Source organism: Streptomyces sp. NPDC048637 (assembly GCF_040650675.1).
In the GTDB taxonomy this organism is placed as follows: domain Bacteria; phylum Actinomycetota; class Actinomycetes; order Streptomycetales; family Streptomycetaceae; genus Streptomyces.
The window spans coordinates 44,667-70,707 of record NZ_JBEZHQ010000008.1 but is presented as its reverse complement, the minus strand read 5'-3'; the positions used below and the strand labels follow the sequence as shown (position 1 = coordinate 70,707).

Annotated in this window: 3 protein-coding genes; all 3 read right to left on the bottom strand. The window is 70.1% G+C overall.

The features are described 5' to 3' along the window. Positions 1-120 precede the first annotated feature (120 nt). The 3 genes from AB0C46_RS13485 to AB0C46_RS13475 are packed head-to-tail and all read right to left on the bottom strand — an operon-like array spanning position 121 to position 25,816. Positions 121-1,314: a cytochrome P450 gene (locus AB0C46_RS13485; RefSeq protein WP_362827965.1), complete on the bottom strand. Its 1,194-nt coding sequence runs from the start codon at positions 1,312-1,314 to the stop codon at positions 121-123. Continuing rightward, positions 1,311-19,775 carry an amino acid adenylation domain-containing protein gene (locus tag AB0C46_RS13480; RefSeq protein ID WP_362827964.1) on the bottom strand — a complete coding sequence of 6,155 codons (18,465 nt, stop codon included), beginning with the start codon at positions 19,773-19,775 and terminating at the stop codon, positions 1,311-1,313. Before AB0C46_RS13480 ends, AB0C46_RS13485 begins: the two co-directional genes overlap by 4 nt. Beyond that, positions 19,772-25,816, bottom strand: coding sequence for an amino acid adenylation domain-containing protein (locus tag AB0C46_RS13475; RefSeq protein WP_362827963.1), 6,045 nt, complete (start codon positions 25,814-25,816; stop codon positions 19,772-19,774). Before AB0C46_RS13475 ends, AB0C46_RS13480 begins: the two co-directional genes overlap by 4 nt. Between the last annotated feature and the right edge of the window lie 225 nt (positions 25,817-26,041).

Sequence of the window (26,041 nt, the reverse complement as noted above, 5' to 3'; positions counted from 1 at the left end):
TTCTGAGTCGGGTCTCGTCTGACCTGGCCCGGCGTGAGATCGAGGAGACGCCGCCACCCCTACGACCCCACGCCTTCGTGGCGTCACACGTAACAGGGCGCCAACGTGGCTCGGGTGGCATCACCCAACGGTGATGTGCAGGTCCTTCACGCTGATCAGGTCCTGTGAGGGGACGAACGTCGGTGGCGTCTGCGGGTCGAGGCCGAGCACGGCATAGCGGTCGAAGATGATGTCGAGTGCAACGCGGCCCTCCAGCCGGGCCAGCGGGGCACCGAGGCAGAAGTGGATGCCGCGGCCGAAACCGATGTGCGGGTTGGGGTCGCGCGTGACGTCGAAGGTGTTCGGGTCGGTGAATTGGCGGTCATCCCGGTTGGCGGCGGCGGTCCAGACGATCACCATCCGCTCGGGCGGGATCCGCTTGCCGGCGAGCTCGGTTTCCATGCTGGTTACCCGGTACACGGCCGAGACCGGCGTCATAAACCGGTGCACCTCCTCGAACGCGGTGGGCACCAGCGAGCGGTCGGCCCTGACCTTGGCCTGCTGGTCGGGGAAGGCGTCCAGACACAGCACCGAGTTGGTCAGCAGCATCGCCGTGGTGGCGTGCCCCGCGACCAGCAGCAGGTTGCAGACCTTGGCGATCTGGTAGTCGGACAGCCGCTGCCCGTCGACCTCGGCCTCCACGAACCGGGTGATCAGGTCGTCGCGACCGCGCTTGCGGCGCTCACCGGCGTGCTCGAGCAGGTACTCCGTGATCCGCTCCGAGGCCTCGATCTGGTCGCGGGCGTCCTGAGCCTGCTTCTCCGGGTCGTCGGACAGGTCGTACCGCCCGTTCGCGGCCATCATGTCGTCGACCCATTGCTTGAACAACGGGTAGTCGCTGGCGGGTACGCCGAGCATTTCGGAGATCACGATGATCGGCAGCGGGTACGCCAGGTTGGCCACCAGGTCGAACCGGTCCCGGCCCTGGAGCTGGTCGATCAGCTCGTGGGTGATCTCCGCGACGCGGGGCTCCAGGTCCGCCACCATCCGCGGGGTGAACGCGTGTGCCGCCAGATTGCGCAGCTCGCGGTGGTCCGGCGGGTCGAGCTGGGTCAGATTGCCCTCGGCGAACTGCTCGCCGTTCTCCGGCGCGAACCGACGGGCCGTCTGGGACGAGTAGACCTCCGTGTTGTTGAGGACTTCCAGCGCCTCCGGATATCCGTAGACGTGCCAGATGTCGGTGGCCTCGTCCCGCCACACCGGATGCTCCGGCCGCTCGCCGCGCATCCAGAAGTGCTTGGGGTTCCCGGCCCACTGGTCTGCGAGCAAGGTCATCGGTTCTCCTCCGTGGTTGGGATGGACTCAGCAGGCGCCAACACCGCAGTGATAGCCCGGCAGATCTCGGCGACTGGACCCGGCAGGTGCATGTCGACGTGTTTGCAGTGGATGTCCTGTTCGCTCACCGTTCCGGTGACGTGCGCCGACCACAGACCGGCGTAGGACCCGTCCTTGTCCTCGGTGGCGTTGCAGAACAACACATCGCCCTGGAATACCGGTGACTGGAAGTCCTTCAGCATCCGCATGTGCTCGACGTTGATCGCCGACGTACTGTCCACGAGGGACCGTTTGTCGCCGTTGGTCAGCCCCGCCAGCGCCGGCAGATGACGGCTGAAGAAGGACCGTGCCTCGTCCAGATCGGGGGTCTCGTTGTCGGCGAACCACGAGGCGGGAACGCAGTCGAGCAGGACGAGGCCGGCCACCTGATGCCCCCTGCACTGCAGTTCGGCAGCGATCGCATGGGCCAGGGTGCCCCCGAGCGAGAGTCCGATCAGCGTGAACGGCCCGTCCGGCTGCACGCGCAGGATCTGGTTCACGTAGTCGTCGACCATCTCCTCAATCGAGGCGGGGATCGGAACGTCGGTGAATCCCCTGGCCTGGATCGCGTAGATCGGCCGGTCGTCAGGCAGGTGGTTGAGGTAGCCGAGGTACGCCCACGACAGGCCGATGCCGGGGTGTATGAACCACAGCGGCTCGCGGTCGCCGGTGGTGCGCATAGGCAACACGACGTCGAAGGGATCGCTGTGTCCGTTGGTGTCCGCGCCGGAGGTGAGCTGCTCGGCCAACCCGGCGACGGTCGGTGACTGGAAGACCGCATGGATCGCAAGCTCAACGCCGAGTGCGGCACGGATCCGGCTGATCAGTCGGGTTGCGAGCAACGAGTGGCCGCCGAGGGCGAAGAAGTCGTCATCTATCCCCACCCTCGGCAGGCCGAGCACCTCGGCGAACAGTCCGGTGAGGGCCTCCTGCCACGGCGTGGACGGGGCGCGCCCGCTGCTGACAGCGGCGTAGTCGGGCGCAGGGAGCATCCGGCGGTCGAGTTTCCCGTTGGGTGTCAACGGCAGTTCGCCGATGGCCAGCACAGCGGCGGGCACCATGTGCTCGGGCAGGTGCTTGCGCACGTGGTCACGCAACTCGCCGACGAGGGCGGCGATCTGACGGGCCCGCACGGGGGCGTTGTACAACGGCCTGCCTGGATCGCCGCCGACGACGGTGCCGGACAGCGCCGGCTCCCCCGCCGCTCCGTCGGGGAACAGGAGCAGGTCGAATCGTTCCGGCATCGTGCTGGGGATCGCCAGCGCGCCCCAGCCGTGCGCGGCCGCCCACTCGTTCGCGTCCGTCGGATCGACGTCACCGCCGAAGCGGGCGTTCGGCAGCCCGGAGATCCGCACCGGGCCGTTGGGCTGCTCCCGGCCGAACCGCTCGGCGTCGGCGAACCCGTGCCAGGGCCGGCTGAGTGCGTCGGCCACGTCCTGGGTTCGCGCTGTGTGCAGTACGACTTCGTAGCGGTGCCGAGTCAGCTCGTTGTGGTGGCGGCCGGGCTTGAGCTGGATGTCGGCCCCCATGTCGTGTGCACGTGCCCAGTCGTCGAACCAGTCGGGGGCGACGACGAGTTCCCGCTCGGTGAGCACTGCCCGGTCGACCGTGGTACGCACGGCCGACTCGGCCGCCCCGGGCGTGCGGACTCGTGCAACCTCGGCGTGCAACGTGCGCAAGGAGTCCGCGTTACGTACGTCACCGACCACGATCCGGCCGTTGGGGCGCAATAGCGCGGTGATCTTGTCGAGCACGGTCCGCAGGTACTCGATGTCGGGGAAGTACTGCACCACCGAGTTCAGCACCACGACATCGAAGTGGCCCGTGGGCAGGCCGTCGGTCTCGTCGGCGGCCCGGGCGAACAGCCGCACACGGTCGGCAAGGCCGGCATCAGCACACTGCGCGCCGAGGCGGTCGATCACCTCGACCGAGATGTCTGTGCCCCAGAACTCGTCGACGTGGGGCGCGATGCGCGACAGCAACAACGCCGAGCCGACACCGATCTCCAGCACCCGACGCGGCGACGACCGCAGCACCTGCTCGACCGCGGCGTCCCGCCAGGCCGACATCTCGGCGAGCGGGATCGGCTCTCCGGTGTAGGCGGACTTCCAGAGGGCGAAGTCCTCGCCCCACTCGGCCTGCGTCGACTCCTCGACCGTGTAGGCCTGGTCGTAGACCTGCCGCCACTCCGCCACCTGCTGGGCCACATCGGCAGCCGCACCAACGGTTTCGGCCGGGACGATGTAACCGACCAGGCGACGGTCGCCTGGCCGGTCCTCCCGAGCGATCACGGCGGCCTGCGCAACACCCTCATGCGCGGTGAGTACCGCCTCGATCTCGCCCGGTTCGATCCGGAAACCACGGACCTTCAGCTGGAAGTCGGCGCGGCCGACGTAGTCCAATTCACCGTTCGCCCGCCAGCGGACCAGGTCACCAGTGCGGTACATGCGGTTGCCGGCGGCGAAGGGGTCGGCGACGAACCGTCCGGCGGTCAGTCCTGGCCGGCCGAGGTAGCCGCGGGCCAGACCGAGACCCGCGATGTACAGTTCGCCGACCACGCCCGGTGGCACCAGCCGCAGGTTCTGGTCGAGGACATAGACCTGGGTGTTGGCAATGGGTGCGCCGATCGACGGTGCCGAGTCGGTGACCGCCGCGCTGGTCGACCAGATGGTGGTCTCCGTTGGACCGTACAGATTGGTGACGCTGGTACCGACGGCCCGCAGCACGTCGGCGAGCGCGGGCGGCAGCGCCTCGCCACCGACGAGCAGCCGCAGGCCGCGCAGCGCCTCCGGGTCGTGCTCGATGAGCGTCTGCCACAGTGCCGGAGTCGCCTGCATGATCGTGACCCCGTGTCGGCGGATGAGCTCCCGCAGGGCGCTCGGCTGGGCCACCGACTCGGTGGGCGCCACGACGACGGCGGATCCGGCCAGCAGCGGCAGATACATCTCCAGTCCAGCGATGTCGAAGGCGGCGGTGGTGACCGAGAGCAGCCGGTCGTGCGGTCGCAGCGGGAACGCCTGTGCCATCGCCCCGAGGAAGTTCACCAGCGCGACGTGCGGTACGACCACGCCTTTCGGTGTCCCCGTGGAGCCGGAGGTATAGATGACGTACGCCGCGCTGTCCGGCGCCAGGTCGACGTCTGGTGCGGTGGTGGGGAACCCGGTGAGATCCCATGCAACGGTGTCGGCATCGATCACCAGCGCCGGGTCACAGTCGCCGATGACGTAGTCGATGCGGGCGGCCGGGTGCGCCGGGTCGACCGGTACATAGCCGGCGCCGGACTTGAGCACGGCGAGCAGCGCCACCGGCAGGTCGAGCGACCGCGGAAGCATCACGACGACGCGGCGTTCGGCGCCGGCACCCTTGCGGATCAGGTAGTGCGCCAACTGGTTCGCGCGGGCGTCGAGCTCCCGGTAGGTCAGCGTGGACTCACCGGAGATGACCGCGACGGCATCCGGCGTCGCCTCCACCTGCTGGGCGAACATCCCAGGCAGGGTGAGCTCGGGCACGGGTCGTTCGGTGGCGTTGTAGTGCCGCAGTAGTTCCAGCTCACCGGGTGCCAGCAGGTCCAGCGACCGCAGGGGTACCTCCGGTGCGTCGGCCAACTGGGCGAGCACCCGGCCGAGCCGGGCCGCGATGCCCGTGACCGCCTCGCCGTTGAACGCGGCGTCCTGGTACTGCAGGCCGACTCGCAGCAGGGGATCAACGGACGCCACGACGACCAACGGGTAGTGGGTACCGCTGAGCGGGCGGATACCGGTGACGGCGATGCCCGCGGCGTCGGTGGCCTCGCTGATGCCCGCGCGGTCGATCGGGTACGACTCGAACAACACGAGGGTGTCGAAGAGCGTGCCGACCCCAGTGGCGCGGTGGATGTCGGCCAGCCCGTGATGGTGGTGATCCATCAACGCCGTCTGCCGCTGTTGCAGCGTGGTCAGCACGCTGGCGAGAGTGTCCGCGCTGGTGGTGCGCACCCGGACCGGGATGGTGTTGACGAAGAGGCCGACCATCGAGTCCACGCCCTCCACCACCGGCGGCCGCCCGGACACGGTGGCGCCGAAGACGACGTCGTCGCGGCCGGTCAACGCCGACAGCAGCACCGCCCACGCCCCCTGCACCAGCGTGTTCATCGTGATGCCGAGCTCGGCAGCGCGTCGGGTGAGCTTCCGCGCCTGCTCCGTCCCGAGCGGCACCTCGACCTGCCCCAGCCCGGACTGTGTGTGGTGGTCACCCGCGGCCAGCAGGGTTGGCTCCGTGACGCCCGCCATCTCCTCGGCCCACTGGCGAGCCGCCGCCGCACGATCCCGAGCGGCGTACCAGGCGAGGAAGTCGCGGAAGGGCCGGACTCGGCCCAACGCGCCGGGGTCGCCCGAGGACTCGTAGAGCCGCAGCAGGTCGCGCATCAGCAGCGGCAGCGACCAGCCGTCGTAGAGCACGTGGTTGGCGGTGAACACCAACTCCGAACGCTCGGGTTCCATCCGTACCAGCGACATGCGCAACAGCGGTGGCCGGGCCGGGTCGAAACGGGTGGCGTGGTCCTCGGCCAGGAACTTCTCGAACGCCTCAGCCCGCTCGTCGGCGCTGAGCGAGCGCAGGTCGACTTCGGTCCAGGGCAGGTCGACGTCGTCGACCACGAGCTGCAGCCAGCCACTGTCCGCATGGGACACGAAGGCGGCGCGCAGGTTCGGGTACCGGTCCAGCAGCGCCTGCCCGGCCCGGCGCAGTCGTTCGGCGTCGACGGATCCGCTGAGGTGGAACACCAACTGCATGTGGTACGCGTCGAACGTCGACTGCGCGAGCATGCTGTGGAACAGCAGCCCCGACTGCATCGGTGTCAACGGCCACACGTCGCGCAGCCTCGGGTAGCGCCGCGCAAGCAGATCGACCGCGTGTGGGTCAAGCGAAACCAGCGGCAGGTCCGACGGCGTGAGTCCACCTGCCGCAGGGTCAGCGACGTGGCTCGCGAGCCCGGCAAGCGCCTCGGTCCACAGGTCGGCCAGCGCCCCCACTTCGGCCCGGGAGAGCAGTCCGGTCGGGAACGCGAACCGGGCGGCGAGCGTCGGGCCGGCTGCGGTCTCCATCACGTACGCGCTGATGTCCACCGTTGCCATCGCCGGCTGGTCGGCGTCGAGATCGGCGAGCAGGCCGAGCGCGTCGCCCGCCACTGCCCAACCGGTGTCGGACACCTCGCTGTCGGCGGCAACCCTGCCTAGGTAGTTGAACCCGATCTGCCCCACCGGCAGTCGGCTCAGCTCCCGCTCGGTGTCCGGGTTCAGGTGGCGCAGCAGGCCGTAGCCGACTCCCTTGTCCGGCAAGGAGATCAGCTGTTCCTTGACCGACTTCACCAGCGCGCCGGCCGCGGGCCCGCCGGTGAAGGCGTCGGTGACATCGATATCGGTGAGATCGAGCCGGACCGGGAACATGCTGGTGAACCAGCCGACCGTGCGGGACAGGTCGGCGCCGGGCACCACCTGCTCCTCCCGCCCGTGCCCCTCGACACGGATGAGTGCCGACGGCTCCACGACCCCGCGGTCGGCCCGCCACCTGGTCAGCGCCAGCGCCAGCGTGGCGAGCAGACCGTCGTTGACGCCACCGTGGAACGCCGCGGGCACACGGTTCAACACCGCCTCGGTGACCTGTGGCGAGACCTCGACCACCACACTGTCCACAGTGGCCATGGTGTCGACCGCTGGGTCCAGCGCGCGAGTGCCGAGCAGCGGGTCCGGGCCGTCGAGGATCGCCCACCACAGCGGCAGCTCCCCGGCCCGCTCGGCCGCCGCGTCGACCAACGCATGCGCCCAGCGCCGCACCGAGGTACCGACTTTGGCCAGAACTGGGGTACGGCCCGCATGTGCGGCCTGCCACGCGGTGGCGAGGTCCGGCACGAGGATGCGCCAGGACACGCCGTCAACCACGAGGTGGTGCAGGACAATCAGCAGCCGGCCCTTGCCGTCCGCCCGGTCGAACCATACGAGCCGGGCCATTTCCCCGGCAACCGGGTCGAGTTCCCCGGTGGTGGCATCCAGCTCGGCCGTGGCGAGCCGCCGCCAGGCGTCGGTGTCCCATGGGGACTCGCACGGCACCCGGCGCAGCAGCGGCACCGGGTCAACCGAACCCGGCTCGCCGATCACCATGCTGTCGTCGACCATCCGGCTCCGCAGTACGTCGTGCCGGTCCAGCACGGCGCGCAGCGCGGTGACCAGCTCGTCCGCCACCACACCGGCAGGCAGGTCCAGGATGACTGACATCGCGAACCTCTTGCGTATGCCGCCCAGGTCTTCGAGGTACCTGGCCACCGGTGGCAGCGGGAGCGGGCCGCTGGCGCCGCCCTCCAACTCGGCGAGTACGGGCCGCTGTCCTGAGCTGCGACGAGCCGCAGCGGCGACCGCGAGCTCGGCGACGGTACGGCACTCGAAGACATCCCTCGGGGTGATCTCCACCCCGAGCGCGCTCGCCTGCGCGACCACCTGAATCGACCGGATGCTGTCGCCGCCGACGGCGAAGAAGTCGTCGTCCGTGCCGACCTGGCCGAGGCCGAGAACCTCGGCATACACCCCTACGAGGATCTCCTCGTCCGACGAGTGCGGGGCGCGATACTCAGCGGCGACGAACTCGGGTTCGGGCAGCGCGCTCCGGTCGAGCTTCCCGTTGGAGCGCAACGGAAACCGGTCCATGACCGTGATCACGGCAGGCACCATGAACTCCGGTAGCCGGGCGGCAACGAACCGGCGCACCTCATCTCGGGAGACACCGGAGACCAAATCGACATCAGCGTCGAGTTCGCCCTGGTGCACTCCTTCCGGGATGACGTAACCGACCAGCATGGGCCGGCTCCGGCCGGCGCTGTGCACGGTGACCGCGGCCTGGGCCACTCCGGGATGAGCGACCAGTGCCGCTTCCACCTCGGCCGGTTCGATACGGATACCGCGTATCTTCATCTGGGCGTCGCCCCGGCCGACGTACTCCAGGGCACCGAGTTCGTCCCATCGCGCCAGGTCACCGGTGCGATACATCCGGGACCCCGGCGGCCCGAACGGGTCGGCCACGAAGTGGTCGGCGGTCAGCGATGTCCGTCCGTGATAGCCACGGGCAATGTCCCCGGCCACGTACAGCTCGCCGACAACCCCGACCGGCACCGGTCGCAGGCCATCGCCGAGCACGTACGCGCGCATGTTGCCGAGCGGGGAACCGATGCGCACCCCGTCGCCCAACATCGGGGACGCGGTGGCGTAGAAGCTCTCGGTCTGCCCGTACGTGTTCACCACGCCTACGCCCGGGATCGCCTCGCGCACCTTGTGCACCAGAGCGTCCGACAGCGACTCGCCCGCGAAGACGACGGCGCTTGCACTGATCTCCTTCGGCACCTGGTCAAGGAGCTCGGCGAACACCGAGGGCACGGAGCTGATCACCCCGCCCGTCCAGCCGCCGCGCTCGCCGACCACCAGGACATCGCGGGCGACTTCGACGGTGCCACCGGCGAGGAGGGTGGCGAAGATCTCGAACACCGAGACGTCGAAGTTCACCGAGGTCGCCGCGAGCATCCGGGTGGTCGAGTCGATGCCGACGGTGTCGATGAGCTGGGTCAGCCCGTTGACCACGCCCCGCTGGGTGATGACGACCCCCTTGGGGGTGCCGGTGGAGCCGGAGGTGTACATGACGTAGGCGGTATTGGCCGGCCGCGCTGCCACGATCACGCCCGCGCTGTCCGGACGCGGCTGGTCCAGGTGGATACGGGGGCAGTCGATCGCCGGGAGCACGTGCTCGGTCACGGTGTCGGTGATCATCAGTGCCGGTCGGGCATCACCGAGGATCAACTCCAGCCGCACACTCGGGTGCTGGGGGTCTATCGGGAGGTAGGCGCCGCCTGCCTTCCACACCGCCAACAGTGCGACGACAAGATCCGCCGACCGCGGTAGTGCGACGCCGACGACGGTCTCCGGACCGACACCGTGGCCGGCCAGCTCCGCCGCGAGCCGGCTTGCCTGGCTGTCCAACTCCCGGTAGGTCAACACGTCTTCACCGCAGTCGACGGCGACCGCGTTGGGGCAGAGCGCCACGTGGCGCTCCACCAGCTCCGCAACTGTCACGTCCGGGACCGGCACGGACGTGTTGTTGAAGGCCACCAACACGCGGTCCAGGTCGGCGGGGCCCATCAGGTCGACGGCGTCGACCAGCTGCTCGGGGTCGGCGACGAGGCCGGAAAGGAGCCGGACGAAGCAGTCGGTGATGCGCTGGGCAGTGCTCTGCTCGAACAGGTCGGTCGCGTACTCGAGCGCGCCGACGACACCCCGGCCGGGCAGGTCGGCCATGCTGACGAACAGGTCGAACTTGGCTGTTCCGGTCCGTACGTGCTCGAAGCCAACGGTGAGCCCGGGGAAGGTGAAGTCCTCATGTGTGAAGTTCTGCCAGGCGAACATGACCTGGAACAGCGGCTGGTACGCGGTGGACCGCTCCGGCTTGAGCAGCTCCACCAGCCGCTCGAACGGGATGTCCTGGTTCTCGTAAGCCGCGAGTGCCCGGTCCCGCACCTGGCGCAGGAGATCGACGAACGTTGGGTTTTCGGACAGGTCGGCGCGTAGCACCCAGGTGTTGACGAAGAAGCCGACCAGATCGGTGAGCTGCTCGTCGGTGCGGTTGGCGATCGGCGAACCGATCGTGAGGTCATCGCCGGCGCCGAGCCGGGACAGCAGCACCGCCAGTACGCCCTGCAGCGTCATCGCCACGGTGGCGTCGTTGCTTCGGGCCAGTGCCTCGACCCTGCGCATCGTGTCCGCGTCCACCGCGAACTCGACGACATCGCCGCGGTGGCTCGCCCTGGGCGGGCGCAGGCGGTCCGTCGGCAGGGACAACGGCTGTGGGATCCCGGCGAGTTCGGTGTGCCAGTAGGAGCTCTGCGCCGCCATCACACTATCCGGATCGGACTCGTCGCCGAGCAGCTCGCGCTGCCACAGCGTGTAGTCGATGTACTGGACCGGCAAGTCGGCCCAGTCCGGTGTCACGCCGTCGAGCCGAGCCGCGTAGGCCGTGGCCAGGTCGCGGGCCAGCGGCGCCATGGACGAACCGTCGGTGGCGATGTGGTGGATCACGAGCACGAGCACGTGTTCGTCCGGCGCGGACCGCAGCAGGCACGCCACCACCGGGATCCGGCCGGCCAGGTCGAACTGATGGTTGGCGGCCGCCGCAATGGCATCGTCGACGTCCTCGGGCTGGACATCGACGACGGGCACGTCGACACGCACCTCGGACGCGGGCAGCACCCGCTGGTGAGGAACGCCGTTGGCGTCCTCAACGAAGATCGTGCGCAGGCTCTCGTGGCGTACGACCACATCCCGCACCGCTGACTGCAAGGCGGCCGGCACCAGTTCGCCGGTCAACCGCAGCGGGAACGGCGCGTTGTAGGTGGACGACGGCCCTTCGAACCGGGCGATGAACCACAGCCGCTGCTGGGCGAACGACAGCGGTACCTGCTCGGGCCGGCTCGTGGTCGGGCGCAGGGCGGGCCGGACCTGGGTGTCCGCCGAGAGGTGGCCGACCAGTTCGGCGACCGTGGTGGCGTGGAAGACCGTGGAGATCGGTATCTCCACGTCGAACGCCGTACGGATCCGGCTGACCAGCCGGGTGGCCAGCAGCGAGTGGCCGCCGAGTGTGAAGAAGTCGTCGTCGATGCCCACTCGGTCGAGACCGAGCACGTCCGCGAACAGTCCGCAAAGGACCTGCTCGCGCGGGTTGCGGGGACTGCGGCCGGAGCCCTCACCCGCATGGTCGGGTACGGGGAGGGCCCTGCGGTCGACCTTGCCGTTGGCGGTCAGCGGGATCTCCCCGACCGCTATCAGGGTGTCCGGCAGCATGTACTCGGGCAGTTGGACCCGCAGATGGTCGTGCACCTCAGCGACGAGTGCGCCGATCCGGCGTGCCCTCGCCGGGTTGTTGGCCAGGGTCAGACGGCCGGCGACGACGCACCCGCCGGCGAGGACCCGCCCACGGGCGACATCCCCGGGCACCACGACCGCGTCGAAACACTCCGGTGCCGCGGCCGGGGCCAGCACCACGCCCAGGTTGTGTTCGGTCGCCCACTGTACGAGGTGCTCGGGATCCACCACTGGTCCCACGGGCAGGCCCGACGCTTCGACGTCCTCGGCGAGCCGGGCGTTCGGGATGCCGCTGACCCGCAACGGACCCCCGTCGTACTGGCGGGCGAGCTCGTCGATCCGGTCTACCTGGTGGCCCCACCGCAGCACCGGCGCGGCGCCGAGGTCGATCACGTCGGCAGCGGCCTTGTGCAGGGTGACCTCGTAACGGTGCCGGGTCAGCTCGTTGTGCGCAAGCCCGCGCTTGAGCCGGATGTCGGCGATCACGCCGTGCCGGGTGGCCCACGCGTGGAACCACTCCGGGTCCAGCACCAGCTCCTTGTCCAGCAATACCGCGCGCGCGACGGCCGCTCGGCGGGCGGTGAGCGGCTCTTCGGGATGGCGGGCGTACCGCACCCCGGCGTGGAACAGCGACAGCGACGCTGCTGACCGGACATCGCCCACGACGATCCGCCCGCCGGGGGCGAGCAGGTCCACCGCGTAGCTGAGGACGGCATCGAGGTAGTCGGCGTCCGGGAAGTACTGGACCACCGAGTTCACCACGATCGTGTCGAAGTGGTGGGCCGGCATCTCGCCGAGCTGATCCGCGGCTGCCGTGCGCAGCCGCACCCGGTCGGCGTAGCCCAGGCGCCCGACCTGCTCGGTCAGCCGGTCGATGACCGGCGCCGAGAGGTCAGTGCCCCAGAACTCGTCGACCTCCGCCAGCAGTTGGGACATGAGCAGGCCGGAACCGACACCGATCTCCAGCACCCGCCGCGGGGACCAGGCCAGGATCTGGTCCACCGCGGCCGCCCGCCATGCCGTCATCTGCGGCAATGGGATGGGGGCGCCGTCGTAGCTGGAGTTCCACCCCTTGAAGTCCTCGCCCCAGACGGCGTCCGCGTCCGCGTAGAGGACGTCGTAGAGCTGTTGCCACTCATCGACCTGTTCGACGGCACCGGCCGCGTCGGCGTCGCCGTCCCCGGGAACCAGGTAGCCGACCAAGCGCCGGTCACCGCGCGTGTCCCCGCTCCACACTACGACGGCCCGGGCGACCTCGCCGTGGGCGAGCATCGCCGCTTCGACCTCGCCGGGCTCGATCCGGAACCCACGAATCTTGACCTGCTCGTCCACCCGGCCCCGGAACACCAGCTCCCCATCGGAGCCCCGGGCCACGATGTCGCCGGTCCGGTACATCCGTTCGCCGACGGGACCGAACGGACAGGCCACGAACCGTTCGGCGGTCAGGCCGGGACGGTGTGCGTATCCGCGGGCCAGCCCGGTGCCGCCGATGTACAGCTCGCCCGGCACCCCCGGCATCACCGGGCGCAGCGCGTCATCCAGCACGTAGATGCGCGCCCCGTCCATCGGGGCGCCGATGGGCACCGGGTCACGGACGTCACCCAGTGAACGCATCGGGTAGCAGGTGGCGAAAACGGTCGTCTCGGTGGGGCCGTAACCGTCCACAACGATCAACCCGGGGCAGGCCCGCATGACCTGCTCAACCGCGGCGGGCTGCACCACGTCACCACCCGTCCAGACCTCGCGGACGCCCGCGAGGCAGGTCGGGTGCTCCTCCGCGATGACGCTGAACAGTCCGGCGGTCAACCACAGCGCGGTCACCCCGTGCTCGGCCACGAGCACTGCCAGCGCTGAGGGATCCAATCGGCCAGGGGGTGCCAGCACGATCCGCCCGCCAGTCAGCAGCGGGATCCACTGCTCGTAGGTCAAGGCGTCGAACGCCTGCGGCGAGTACATCAGCACCCGTTCATGGGCACCACCGCGCAAGCGGTGGTCGTCGGCCAGCCCGACGACCGCCCCGTGCGGTACGACGACGCCCTTGGGGACACCGAGCGACCCGGATGTATACATCACGGACGCCTGCTGGTCCGCGTGGATCTCCTTCGTGGGCAACGGTGCGGCCAGCGCGATCCGCTGCGCCACCGCGGGTTCGTCCAGCAGCAGCGTGGGACAGTCCCCCGCGGTGAACAGCTCGGCGAACTCGGCCACCGTGACCACGAGCGCGGGCCGGGCGTCGCGCAGCATGAAGGCCAGGCGGTCGGCCGGGTAGTCGGGATCCAACGGCAGGTACGCCGCACCCGCCTTGAGGACGGCCAGCAGGGCGACGACGAGGTCAGGCGACCTGGGCAGGGTGAGCCCGACCACCGCCTCGCGGTCCACTCCCTGCGCAGCGAGAACCGCCGCAAGCCGATCGGCCCGAGCGTTCAGTTCTCCGTAGCTCAGCACGTCGTCACCGAAAGCGACGGCGACGGCATCCGGGGTCGCCGTGGCCTGCGCGGTGAACCGCTGCGGGACCGACTGTCCCGCGTCGGCGTCGGCGTCGGCGGTGTCGGTGGCCCCGCCGGTCAGGTAGCCGTTCTCCGTGGCCGTGGCCAGGTCGACCTGGCCCACCCGGGTGTCGGGGGCGGCGATGAGCTGCCTGAGTACCCGCGACATAAGAGCCGCGAAGGTCACCACGGTACGGCGGTCGAACACGTTGTGCTGATACTGCAGGCCGATGCGCAGCCTCGGGTCACCGAACGCCATCACCACGAGCGGGTAGTGGGCGCCGCTGAGCGGGCTGACCCCGGTCACGCGGATGCCTGCGGCGTCGTTGGCCTCAGCAAGGGCGACCGAGTCGATCGGGTACGACTCGTAGCCGACCAGGGTGTCGAACAGCACGTTCAGCCCGGTCGCCTGGTGGATGTCGAGCAGCCCGTGGTGCTGGTGCGCCAGCAGCGCGCCCTGGCGGCTCTGCAGCTCGGTAAGGAGCCCGCGCAGGGTCTGCGCCGGGTGGCAGTCGACCCGCACCGGCAGCGTGTTGATGAACAGGCCGATCATCGAGTCCATGCCGGCCACCTCGGGTGTTCTGCCGGACGCCGCGGCGCCGAAGACCACGTCGGAGCGCCCGGTCAGGTAGGCGAGCACCAGGGCCCAGGCGCCCTGCACCACGGTGTTCATCGTCAGGCCGAGCTCGCTCGCCAGCCGTTCGAGAGCCTCCGCCTGGTCCGCGCTGAGCGGGACGTCGACCTGGCCGATGCCCGAGGCGGCGGGCCGGTCGGCCGGCTGGGGAACGAGCAGGGTCGGCTCCTCGACGCCGGCCAGTTCTTGTGTCCAGGCAGCCGCCCCGGCCTCGTGGTCCTGCGCGACTAGCCATTGCAAGAAGTCGCGGTAGCCACGCACCCTCGGCAGCCCCGAATCGTCCCCATGGGACGCGTAGAGGTGGAGCAGATCCTGCATCAGCAGCGGTACGGACCAGCCGTCGAAGAGCACGTGGTGCGCGGTGAGCACCAGCTCGCACCGGTCCGGGCCGAGGGTGACCAGGGTGAGCCGCAGCAGCGGAGCCGTCGCGAGGTCGAAGTGAGTGGTGTGTTCCTCGTCGAGCAGCGCATCGAGGGCGGTCCGACGCTCGGGCTCGGCGAGTGCGCTGAGGTCGACGTGCCGCCACGGCAGCTCGACCCGGTCCCGCACGACCTGCACCCGGTCTCCGTCCGCGTTGCGGGCGAACGCAACCCGAAGGTTGGGGTACCGGTCGAGCAGCGCTTGCCCAGCACGACACATCCGTGTCGGGTCGACAGGGCCGTCAAGATGGAATACCAGGCGCATTTGGTACGCGTCGAAGCCGGCGCCCGCGAGCTGCGCGTGGAACAGCAGACCGGACTGCATCGGCGTCAACGGCCAGATGTCGCGCAGCCCCGGATAGGTCCGTTCCCAGGCGGTGATCTCGTGCTGGCTCGCCGAAACCAGCGACAGGTCCGATGGCGTCAGCCCACCGGCATCGGGCTCGGTCGCGTGCCGCGCGAGGCCGTGCAGGGCCTGCTCCCACAACCTGGCCAGCTCATCGGCATCGTCGCTAGTGAGGATCTTCGATGCGTAGTCGAAGCGCGCAAGGAGCACCGGGCCTTCCTCAGCGTCGGTGACCAGCGCGTGCACGTCGAGCACCGAGAGCGCGGACATGGCGGGATCGGGCTCCGCGACCAGGTCCGTGGTGCCGTCGGCCTGCAGCCAGCCGAGGTCACGCAGGCCCTTGGGCATGTCGGTGGCCGAGTAGCGGCCTAGGTAGTTGAACCCGACCTGGGGCGACGGGTAGCTCCGCAGGACCGACTCGGTGTCTGGGTTCAGGTACCGCAGCAGTCCGTACCCGATCCCCCGGTCCGGCAGGGCACGGAGCTGCTCCTTCACCGCCCGGACCGCTTCCCCGGCCTGCCGGGCACCGGCGAACGCTCCGCGGAGGTCGATGCGGTCGAGGTCGAGCCGGACCGGGTGCATCACGGTGAACCAGCCGACCGTGCGGGACAGGTCGGCGCCGGGAACGATCTGCTCCTCGCGGCCGTGGCCCTCGACATTCACCAGCAACGAGGAGTCCGCCGAGCCGTCGCGGCCGCGACGCCACTGGGCCACCGCAATCGCCAGGGCGGTGAGCAAACCGTCCTGGACATCGCCGTGGTAGGCGGTGGGCAGCGTGGTCAACAGGTGTCCGGTGACCGAGGCGGGCACCCGCTGCCACACATGGCCGACGGTCGACATCACGTCGACCTTCGGATCCAGCGGGCGGGCGCCGAGGGGGGCGTCTCCCGCCCCCAGGACCGCGCGCCACTTCGGCAGCTCAGCGACTCGCTGCGGGGAGTGGGCCTCCGTCACCAACGCGTGGGCCCACCTGCGCATCGAGGTGGCGACGGGCGGCAACGAGACCGTGTCGCCGTCGCAAAACTGCTGCCACGCGACGGCGAGGTCGGGCAGCAGGACCCGCCAGGACACGCCATCGACGACGAGGTGGTGCAACACGATCAGCAGCCGCCCCGTCCCCGCCGGCGGGGCGAACCAGACGAACTGGGCCATGCACCCGTCCGTCGCGTCGAGCCTGTGGGTGGCGGCGTCCAGTTCGGCGGCCGCGCGGTCGTGCCAGTCCTGGTCCCAGGGGCCGTCCCAGTCGACCTTGCTGACCAGGGGCGCCACGTCGGCCTCGCCCTGGGCGATGACCACGAGGCCGTCCGGCACCAACCGCGACCGCAGCGCGTCGTGGTGGTCGACGACCGCGGTGAGCGTGGCCAGCAGCCCGTCCCGGTCGATGCCGGCCGGCAGCTCGAGGACCATCGACATGGCGAACCGGTTCACGTCGCCGCCGAGGTGCAGCACCCGCCTCGCCACCGGCGGCAGCGGCAGCCAGCCGGTGCCGGCGCCCTCGAGCTCGGCCAGCACGGACCTGTTTTCGGTCACCGCGCCCGCCGCCCTCGCCCCGAGCTCCGCCGCAGTCCGGCACTCGAAGACGTCCCTCGGCGTGATCTCCAGGCCGAGTCCCTTGGCGCGGGACACGATCTGGATCGAGCGGATGCTGTCCCCGCCGAGGGCGAAGAAGTCATCGTCGACGCCGACCCGTTCGAGCCCGAGCACCTCGGCGTAGAGGCCGGTGAGGATCTCCTCGCCGGGCGTGCGCGCGGCACGATACTCGCCCGTGCCGAACTCGGGCTCCGGCAGTGCCGCCCGGTCGAGCTTGCCGTTCGGGGCCAAGGGAAGACGGTTCAGCAGGACGAAGACCGACGGGACCATGAACTCGGGTAACCGCTCGGCGGCGAACCGGCGCAGGTCCCGCGCGGAGAGCATGGTCGTCAGGTCCACGTTCAGGTCGCCGAGGCTGTCCACATCGCCGAACGCCTGGTCGCCGGCAGCGACCGGGACGATGTAGCCGACGAGGTGCTTGCCCGACTCACCCTCGTAGGTCGTGACCACAGCCTGCGCCACCCCGGGGTGCGTGGTGAGCGCGGCCTCGACCTCGCCGGTCTCGATGCGCACGCCGCGGATCTTGACCTGGGCGTCGTCGCGGCCGACGTACTCGTGGACACCGTCGTGGCCGGCCCGGACCAGGTCGCCGGTCCGGTACATCCGCGCACCAGGCGGGCCGAACGGGTCGGCGACGAACCGGGAGGCGGTCAGGGCACCGCGGCCGTGGTAGCCGCGGCCGATGAGACCCGCAACGTAGAGCTCACCGACGGCGTCGGCGGGCACCGGCCGGAGCCCCGGGCCGAGGACGTAGCACCGCATGTTGTCTAGCGGTGACCCGATCGGAACGGCGGGTCGCTCCCCCGGCTCACCGGTCGCGGTGTACGTCGTGGCGTAGAAGCTTTCGGTCTGCCCGTACGCATTGATCAACCGCGCCTCGGGCGCCGCGGCGCGGACCCAGCGCACCAGGGAGGTCGGCAGCGCCTCGCCGGCCAGCACGATGGTCGGCGCGTCGAGGCCATCGGCCACCTGGTCGAGGACCTCCGCGAGGACCGACGGCACGGTGCTGATGATGTCGCCGGACCAGCCGCCGCGCTCCCCGATGACGAGTCCGTCGCGCACGATCTCGACGCAGCCGCCGACGGAGAGCGGGGTGATGATCTCGAACACCGACACATCGAAGTTCACCGATGTTGCGGCGAGTACCCGCGACCCCGGGCGCACACCGGTGACGTCCGCGAGCCCTCGGACACCGTTGATCACCCCGGTGTGCGTGATCACAACGCCCTTGGGCGTACCGGTCGATCCCGACGTGAACATGACGTACGCGGCGTTGTCCGGGCTGGCCACCTCGATCGGACTGTCGTCCGCAGTGTCGACGTCCCGGTCGAGCAGCATCACCGGCACGTCCGCGGCGGGCAGCACCGACGCGGTCGCGCTGTCGGTGAGAACAAGACGCGGCCGGGCATCAGCGAGTATCGCGCCGAGTCGCCTGCCCGGATACTGCGGGTCGATGGGCACGTAGGCGGCACCGGCCTTGAGGATGCCGAGCATGCCGACCACGAGCTCAGCCGTTCGCGGCAGTGCCATGCCCACCAGGTCCTCCGGCCCGATACCTCGGCCGGCCAACGCGTTCGCCACCTGGTTCGCACGGGTGCGCAGTTCGCCGTAGGTGAGCGAGACGCCCTCACTGATCACGGCCACCGCGTGGGGATCAGCGTCGGCCTGCGCGTCGATGAGGCCGGGGACGGTGAGTGCGGGGACGGCGGACGTGGTGCCCGCGAACCGCTCGAGCAGCCGGTCACGCTCGGCAGCAGTCAGGGTGTCCGCGAGTGCCACTGGCAGGTCCGGTTCCTGGACCAGCCGCTGCACCACGCGCAGGTACCGCGCCACGACGTCGGCCGCGGTCGCGCGGTCGAACAGGTCGGTGGCGTACTCGAGATAGCAGCGCAGACCCCCGGTTTCCTGGTCGGGGAAGAGGTTGAACTCCAGGTCGAACTTGGCCGTCCGGGTATCGAGCACTTCCAGCCGCACGGTCAGGTCCGGCAGCTCGATGTCGATCTTGAAGTCGTCCTCCCAGGTGAACATCGCTTGGAACAGTGGGTGATACGCAGTGGACCGCTCCGGGTTGACCAGCTCGACCAGGCGCTCGAACGGGGCGTCCTGGTTGTCGTACGCGCTGAGGGCCTTGTCCTTGACCAGCTCCAGCAACTGTCCGAACGACGGGCCGCCGGACAGGTCGGCCCGCAGCACCCAGGTGTTGACGAAGAACCCGACCAGGTCGGCGAGTTGGTCGTCGGTGCGCCCGGCGATCGTCGACCCAATGGCGATGTCGGTGCCCGCGCCGAGGTGCTGGAGGAGGGCCAGCAGGCCGGCCTGCATCACCATGGGCACCGTCACCCCGTGCGCCCGGGCCAGTGCTTCGACTGCCGCCAGTTCCGTGCGGCTCAGCGAGCCGTCCACCACGTCGCCGCGGTGGCTGGGTACCGGCGGCCGCCGCCGGTCGAGCGGGAGCTTGGTCGGCTGGGGAATACCGGCCAGTTCCTGGCGCCAGTAATCGGCCTGCTTCGACAGCAGGCTGTCCGGGTCCGTCTCGTCGCCCAGCATCTCCCGTTGCCACAGGGTGTAGTCGACGTACTGGACGGGAAGTTCCGGCCAGTCCGGCGCTTCGGCCCGGACCCGCGCGGTGTAGGCGGCGGCCAGGTCGCGGGCCAACGGCGCCATCGACTCGCCGTCGCTGGCGATGTGGTGGATCAACAGGACCAGCACGTGCAGGTCCGAGCGGACGCGGAGCAAGGTGGCCCCCAGCGGGAGGTCCACCGCGATGTCCAGTTCCTGCCCGGCGGCTGACGAGACCGCCGCCTCCAGGTCCGGTTCGGCCACGTCGACCACGGGCAGGTCCACCACCGCCCGGTCAACGGGAAGCACGTCCTGGCACGGCACACCGTCGTCGTCCGTCACGATCAGGGTGCGCAGGCTCTCGTGCCTGGCGACGACGTCGTTCAGGGCGGCACGCAGCGCAGGAGCGTCGAGACGTCCCGCCAGGTTCAGCCGGAACGGCACGTTGTAGGTCGCGGACGGGCCCTCGAACTTGTCGACAAACCACAACCGGCGCTGAGCGAACGACAATGGGATCACGACTGGCCACTCCTGTTCATCCGGCGCAGACCTGGCCTGGTGGTTTCACTGGCTTCCTTGACCGCGCGTGCCAGGTCGACGATGGCGGAGGTCTGGAAGATGGTCCGAATCGAGATGGTGACGCCTAATTCCTTGCGGATACGGCTGCTGAGCCGCGTCGCCTCAAGCGACGTCCCGCCCAGTTCGAAGAAGTCGTCGTCAACACCGACGTCGTCGACCTCGAGTACCTCCGCGAACAGCACGCACAGCGCTGCCTCGTGCCGGTCGCGCGGCTCGCGATGGACGCGCTCCGCCCGTTCCGCTGAGGACAGCGCGGACACGTCGACCCTGCCGTTCGGCAGGCGAGGGATGTACGTCAGCAGGACGACGGCATCCGGGATCATGCAGCGCGGCAACCGGTCGACGGCGAACTCAGCCAGTTCGCCGGTGTCCACCCCGGCACCCACCACATATGCGGTGACGTGCGGAAGGTGGGGTTCGCTCCCCGCCACCACGGCGACCTCAACCACCTCGGGGTGCTCAGCCAGCGCCGATTCGACCACGGGCAAGCTGATCCGTACGCCGTGCACCGTCACCTGTCCGTCGGTACGGCCAACGCGCTCCAGACCGCCGTTTCGCCCGCGTCGCACCAGCTCGCCGGTGCGGAACATGCGAGACGCACCCGGACGGAACGGATCCGGGACGAACCACGCCGCGGTTGTCGCGGGCCGGCCGTGATAGCCGAGGCCGAGCGTCGGGCCGGCGACGTACAGTTCGCCGACAGCCCCCGGTGGCGCAGGCTGGAGGGTGCTGTCAAGGACGTAGAGCGTCATGCCCGGCAACGGTTGGCCCAGCGAGACGTCATCGGACATCTGCCCATCGGTTTCAAGCGAAGATGTGGTCGTGTAGCTGGTCTCGCTCGCGGCGTACGCGACCGCGCCGTGCGTCAAGTCGCCCTGCACGCCAGGGTCGGCGGCGATCTCGGCGCCGCCGCCGACGCACACCGCGCCGAGCACGCCGACCAGCCACAAGCCGAAGTCGCCGGTGAAACCGGTGAGCAAGCCCGCTTCGGCTGTGGCGTGCTCGATGCGCGCGGCGAGAGCCGCATGGCTGACCGCAACGGTCCGGCGGCCGTCCGGGTATCCCCAAGCCGGAAGGAGCGCGGCGATCTGGCCCGGGTTTACCGGCTCCAGTGCACTTGCTCCAGCCGACGGCGCGGGCAGCTCGGTGAGCACCATGTCCGCGTCGTCGTCCGCGGCCACCAGGCAGCCGCCCGCCCGCACCACCGCGACCAGCGCGATCACGACTTCCAGCGAGGACGGCAGCCGAACCGACACTGTGGTTTCCGGTACGACGCCACCGTCGACCAATGCCCGCGCCACCGCCGTGGTCCTGCGGTCGAGCTCCCGATAGGTGAGCGAGCCCTCGGCGCACCACACCGCGACGGCGTCCGGTGTCCGCGCCATCCGCGCGGCGAGCAGCGCGGAGACCGTCGTCCCGACGGGTGCGGGATCCTCAGCGACCGGGATCATCCGCTCGGCCGTGAAGAGGGCGTCCACCGCGCTGGCGCGCATCCCCGGGTCTTCCGCGATCTGGCGCAGGATCTGCGCGAACCTGGCTGCGATGTCGGCAGCCTCCCGGCCGAACACGTCCCGCCGGTACTGCACGCAGGGCCGCAGCGGACTGTCAGGCTCGGCGAACACCATGAGAGCCAACGGGTAGTGGCTCACCGTGAAGGAGCGGATCCCCAGCACCTGCAGCCCGGCCGCGTGGCCCGCGGCGGCGATGCCGGTCCGGTCGAGCGGGAACGACTGGAATCCAACCACCGTGTCGAACAACGCTGTCACGCCGGACGCCTGGTGCAGCGCACTGAGTCCGTGGTGGTGATGGTCGAGCAAGGTGGCTTGTCTGCCTTGTAGGTCGATGACCAGTTCGGCGAGCGTGCGGGCGGGATCCACGTCCAGGCGGACCGGCACCGTGTTGAGCAGCATGCCCACGATCGCGTCCACGCCGGGCACCGCGGGTGGGCGTCCGGAGGCGACAGCTCCGAACAGGACGTCCCGCCGACCGGTCAATTTGGACAGCAACAGCGCCCACGCCGTCTGGACAAGGGTGTTCATCGTTACCCCGAGCCGCGCAGCACACGCGGTGACCGCTTCGGACTCCGCCGCGGAGAGCGCCACGTCCACCTGTCCGATCCCCTCGCCGCCGTCGGTCCGGCGTCCGCTGCCGACCAGCGTTGGCTCGTCCACTCCGTCGAGTTCACCCGCCCATGCGGCCGCCGACTCGTTCGGGTCCTGCTCAGCGCGCCACTCGAGGAAGTCCCGTTGGCTGCGTGCCCTTGGCAGTCGCACGGATTCGGAGCCGTAGTGCAGCAGCAACTCCCGCACGATCAGCGGAATCGACCAGCCGTCGACGATCGCGTGGTGCGCGGTCAGTACGAGGTCCGCCACATCGGGTCCACTGTGGACCAGTGTCATCCGCAGCATCGGCGGCACCGCAGGGTCGAAGTGTTCCCGGAGGTCGTCGGCGAGTAGCCCCTCGAACGCGGTCATGCGCGCGGTCTCGTCCATGTCACTGAGGTCGACCACGCGCCACGGCAGCTCGGCGTCGGCGAGGATGAGCTGGACCATCGCTCCGCGACCGTCGTGGGCGAACACCGACCGCAGGCTCGCGTGCCGTGCCAGCAGTCGCTGCCCAGCCGCGCGCATCCGCGCTGGCTCGGTCGGCCCCAACAGCCTTAGAACGTACTGCACTTGGTACGCATCGAAGCCCGAGTCGACCGCCATGCTGTGGAACAGCAGGCCCGACTGCAACGGCGTCAACGGCCAGACCTCAACCAGGTTCGGGTGCCGCTCGGCCCACCCGTCCAGGTCGGCCTGCGTGACCGACACCAACGGTACGTCCGAGGGCACCAGCCCACAGACGCCCGGGCTGGCCGCGCGGCGAGCCAGTCCCGCCAGCGCGGTACACCACAAGTCCGCGATTTCCGCTACCTCATGGCGGGCCAGCACGCCCGAGGGCGCGGTGAACACCGCGCGCACCTGCGGGCCGTGCTCCGTGTCGACGAGGCTCGCGTTGATGTCCAGCTCGGCCGCCGCGGGCATCCTCGGGTCCTGGCCGGCGTCCAGCTGCGCGAGCTGGGGCACGTCGACTCGGCTCCAGGCGCCGGTGTCCGACGGAGCGAAGCGGCCGAGGTAGTTAAAGCCCACCTGAGGCATCGGATGCTCGTCGAGCACCGCCGCGGTGTCGTCGTTGAGGTGGCGCAGCAGCCCGTGCCCGATGCCCTTGTCAGGGACTGCCCGCAGGCGCTGCTTGGCCAGCATGACAGCCCGGCCCGCGGCCGGACCGCCGGCAAGCGCATCGGTGATGTCGATGTCGGCGAGATCAAGGCGAATCGGGTACACGGTGGTGAACCACCCCACCGTCCGCGACAGGTCGGCTCCCGGTGCCACGCTCTCCTCCCGGCCGTGTCCCTCCAGCCGGATCAGCACGGACGATTCGGCCTCCCCCTTGGCTCGCCGCCGCGCGGTCAGCGCCAGTGCCAACGCGGCGAGCAGGCCGTCCATCACTTCACCGCGGAACACCGACGGCAGAGTGGTCAGCAGCGCCTCGGTGACCGGGACCGGCACTGTCACCGGGACTTCGACCACGGTGCCGACCACATCGACTGACGGGTCAAGGCGACGCGTGCCGAGCAGCGGGTCCGGCCCGGCCAGGATCGAGTGCCACAGCGGCAGTTCGGCCAGTCGTCGCGGATTACGCGCCTCGTCGGCCAACGCGTACGCCCATCTGCGCATCGAGGTATGCACCTCGGGCAACCGCGGCTTCTCTCCACTGCGGACGGCAGCCCACGCGCCGGCGAGGTCCGACTGAAGGATGCGCCAGGACACACCGTCGACCGCGAGGTGATGCAGGACCACCAGCAGCTTCCCCGGCTGGCCGTCGAACCAGACGAAGCGGGCGACGGCCCCCGAGGACGGGTCCAGGCTCGCGGCTGCCCTGTCCATCTCCCGCGCGAGAGCCTGGTGCCAGGCTGGGCCGGACTCGCCGACGCCCTCGACCCGGTCGATGGCGGCCGAAACCGTACCGGCAGGCGCCACTACGATCTCGTCTCCCACCAGGCGCGCCCGCAGCAGGTCGTGATGGTTCAGCACGGCCAGCAGGGTCGAGGTCAGGCCCGCCTCGTCGATCCCCTCGGGCAGGGTCAACACCATTGCCTGCAGGAAGCGGCCGAATCCCGGGCCCCAGCCCCGGATCCACCGCGAGACCGGCAGCAACGGCATCGGCCCAGTGCCGCCGCCGTCGAGCTCGGCCAGCGCGGTGGTCGGCGCCGCCGCCGACCGCGTTGCCGCCAGCTCGGCCAGAGCGGCCACCGTCCGCCGCTCGAAGATCTCCTGGGCGCTGATCTGCACGCCATACTCCCGTACGCGCGAGACCACTTGGATCGACTGGATGCTGTCGCCGCCGATCGCGAAGAAGTCGTCGTCGACGCCAACCTCCTCAAGCCCGAGCACCTCGGCGAACTGCTGCGCGAGTGCCGCTTCGGTCTCGTCGCGTGGCGCCTGGTACGCCACCTGCCGCAGCCGGGGTGCCGGCAGCGCTGCGAGATCGGGCTTTCCGTTGGGGGTGAGGGGAATCCGGTCCAGCGGCACGAACGCCGCCGGGATCATCGAGGCGGGCAGCAGCCGTGCCACGAACGCGCGCAGGTCGCTAGCTGAGAAGGTCGGCTCCAGTGCGAGGGTGCCGTAGGAGCCGCTCAGCACGCCGATCGAGCGCTCCGCTCGCTCCTTCGGCACGACGTAGGCGACGAGCTGCTTGCTCGACCGCGTCTCACGGGCAACGACCACCGCGTCGGCGACGCCGGGGTGCGCGGTGAGCACGGCCGCCACCTCGTGGGTCTCGATCCGTACGCCGTGGATCTTGACCTGGGTGTCGGCCCGGCCGTGGAATATCAGCGTGCCATCCGCCGACCGGGCCGCCAGGTCCCCGGTGCGGTACATCCGGGCGCCGGCCGACCCCGACACGTCCGGGACGAACCGGGCTGCGGTCTCCCTCGGGTCACCCAGGTAGCCGCGGGCCAGCAGGGGTCCGGACACGTACAGCTCGCCGACGGTGTCCGGCGGGACCGGGCGCAGCGCGGCGTCCAGAACATGTACCTGCGCACTGCTGATGGGGCGGCCGATGGTTGGCATCCGGCCGTCGGCGACCAGCGGGTCGCTCATGGTGGCGCACACGGTGGTCTCGGTCGGTCCGTAAGCGTTGATCATCTTCCGGCCGCTGGCCCAGGCGTCGACGAGGTTCGGCGTGGTCGCGTCCCCGGCGACCACCAGGCACTCGACGGCGGGCATCGCCCCAGCCGCAAGCGTGGCCAGCACGGGCGGCGGCAGCGTCACGTGGGTGACCCGGCGGGTCGCCAGGGTCTCGGCGAGCGGGCGGCCGGGGGCGAGATCCGCATCGTCCGCCAACACCAGCGTCGCGCCGGAGAGCAGAGCCATGCACAGCTCCCACACCGAGGCGTCGAACCCCGGGGAGGCGAACTGGAGCACCCGGCTGCCCTGGGCGAGGCCGAGTTGGCCGGCGTGCGCGGCGGCCAACCCGGCGAGTCCACTGTGGGTGACCACCACACCTTTCGGACGGCCGGTCGATCCCGAGGTGTAGATGACGTAGGCACTTTGCGTCGGCGGTGGGAACCCCGGCCCCGGGACGTCCCCGTCGAGTTCGTCGAGGCTGAGGCTCGGCACCGCCACCATGGGCAGCTCCGTGTTGGCGGGCTTGTCCGCCAATACGATTGTGCAGCCGGACCCGTTGACCATGTATGCGAGGCGCTCGGCTGGGTGTTCGGCGTCCAGCGGGAGGTATGCCGCGCCCGCGCGGAACACCCCGAGCAGCGCGGTCACCCAGTCCACCGACCTGCGCAGGGCAACCGCGACAACGGATTCGGCCCGCACTCCGGCCGCGAGCAGCCCACGCGCCACCTGGTCGGCTCGTTCGTCCAGTTCCCGGTAGGTCAACGACGCGGTGCCGGACTCCACGGCCACCGCGTCAGGCGCCTTCGTCACCCAGTGGTTGAACAATTCCGGAAAGGATCGTGCGCCACCGTCAGCACTGGTACCCAGCCGTCCCACGGTTCCTCCCCCCACGGTGCCTCCCTCAACGATGCAGTGCGGCAATCTCCGCAGATTCCCGGTTGACGCCCTGACGGAGCGCGAACTCAAAGCAGTGCAAGTTGACCGCCGAACCCGGTCTACCTAGCGTATGGAATTGACCGCTCAGGCTGTCAAGGA

Bases quoted from the DNA above. Each gene is read 5' to 3' on its own strand.
- AB0C46_RS13485 (WP_362827965.1), bottom strand. From the start codon at position 1,314: ATGACCTTGCTCGCAGACCAGTGGGCCGGGAACCCCAAGCACTTCTGG.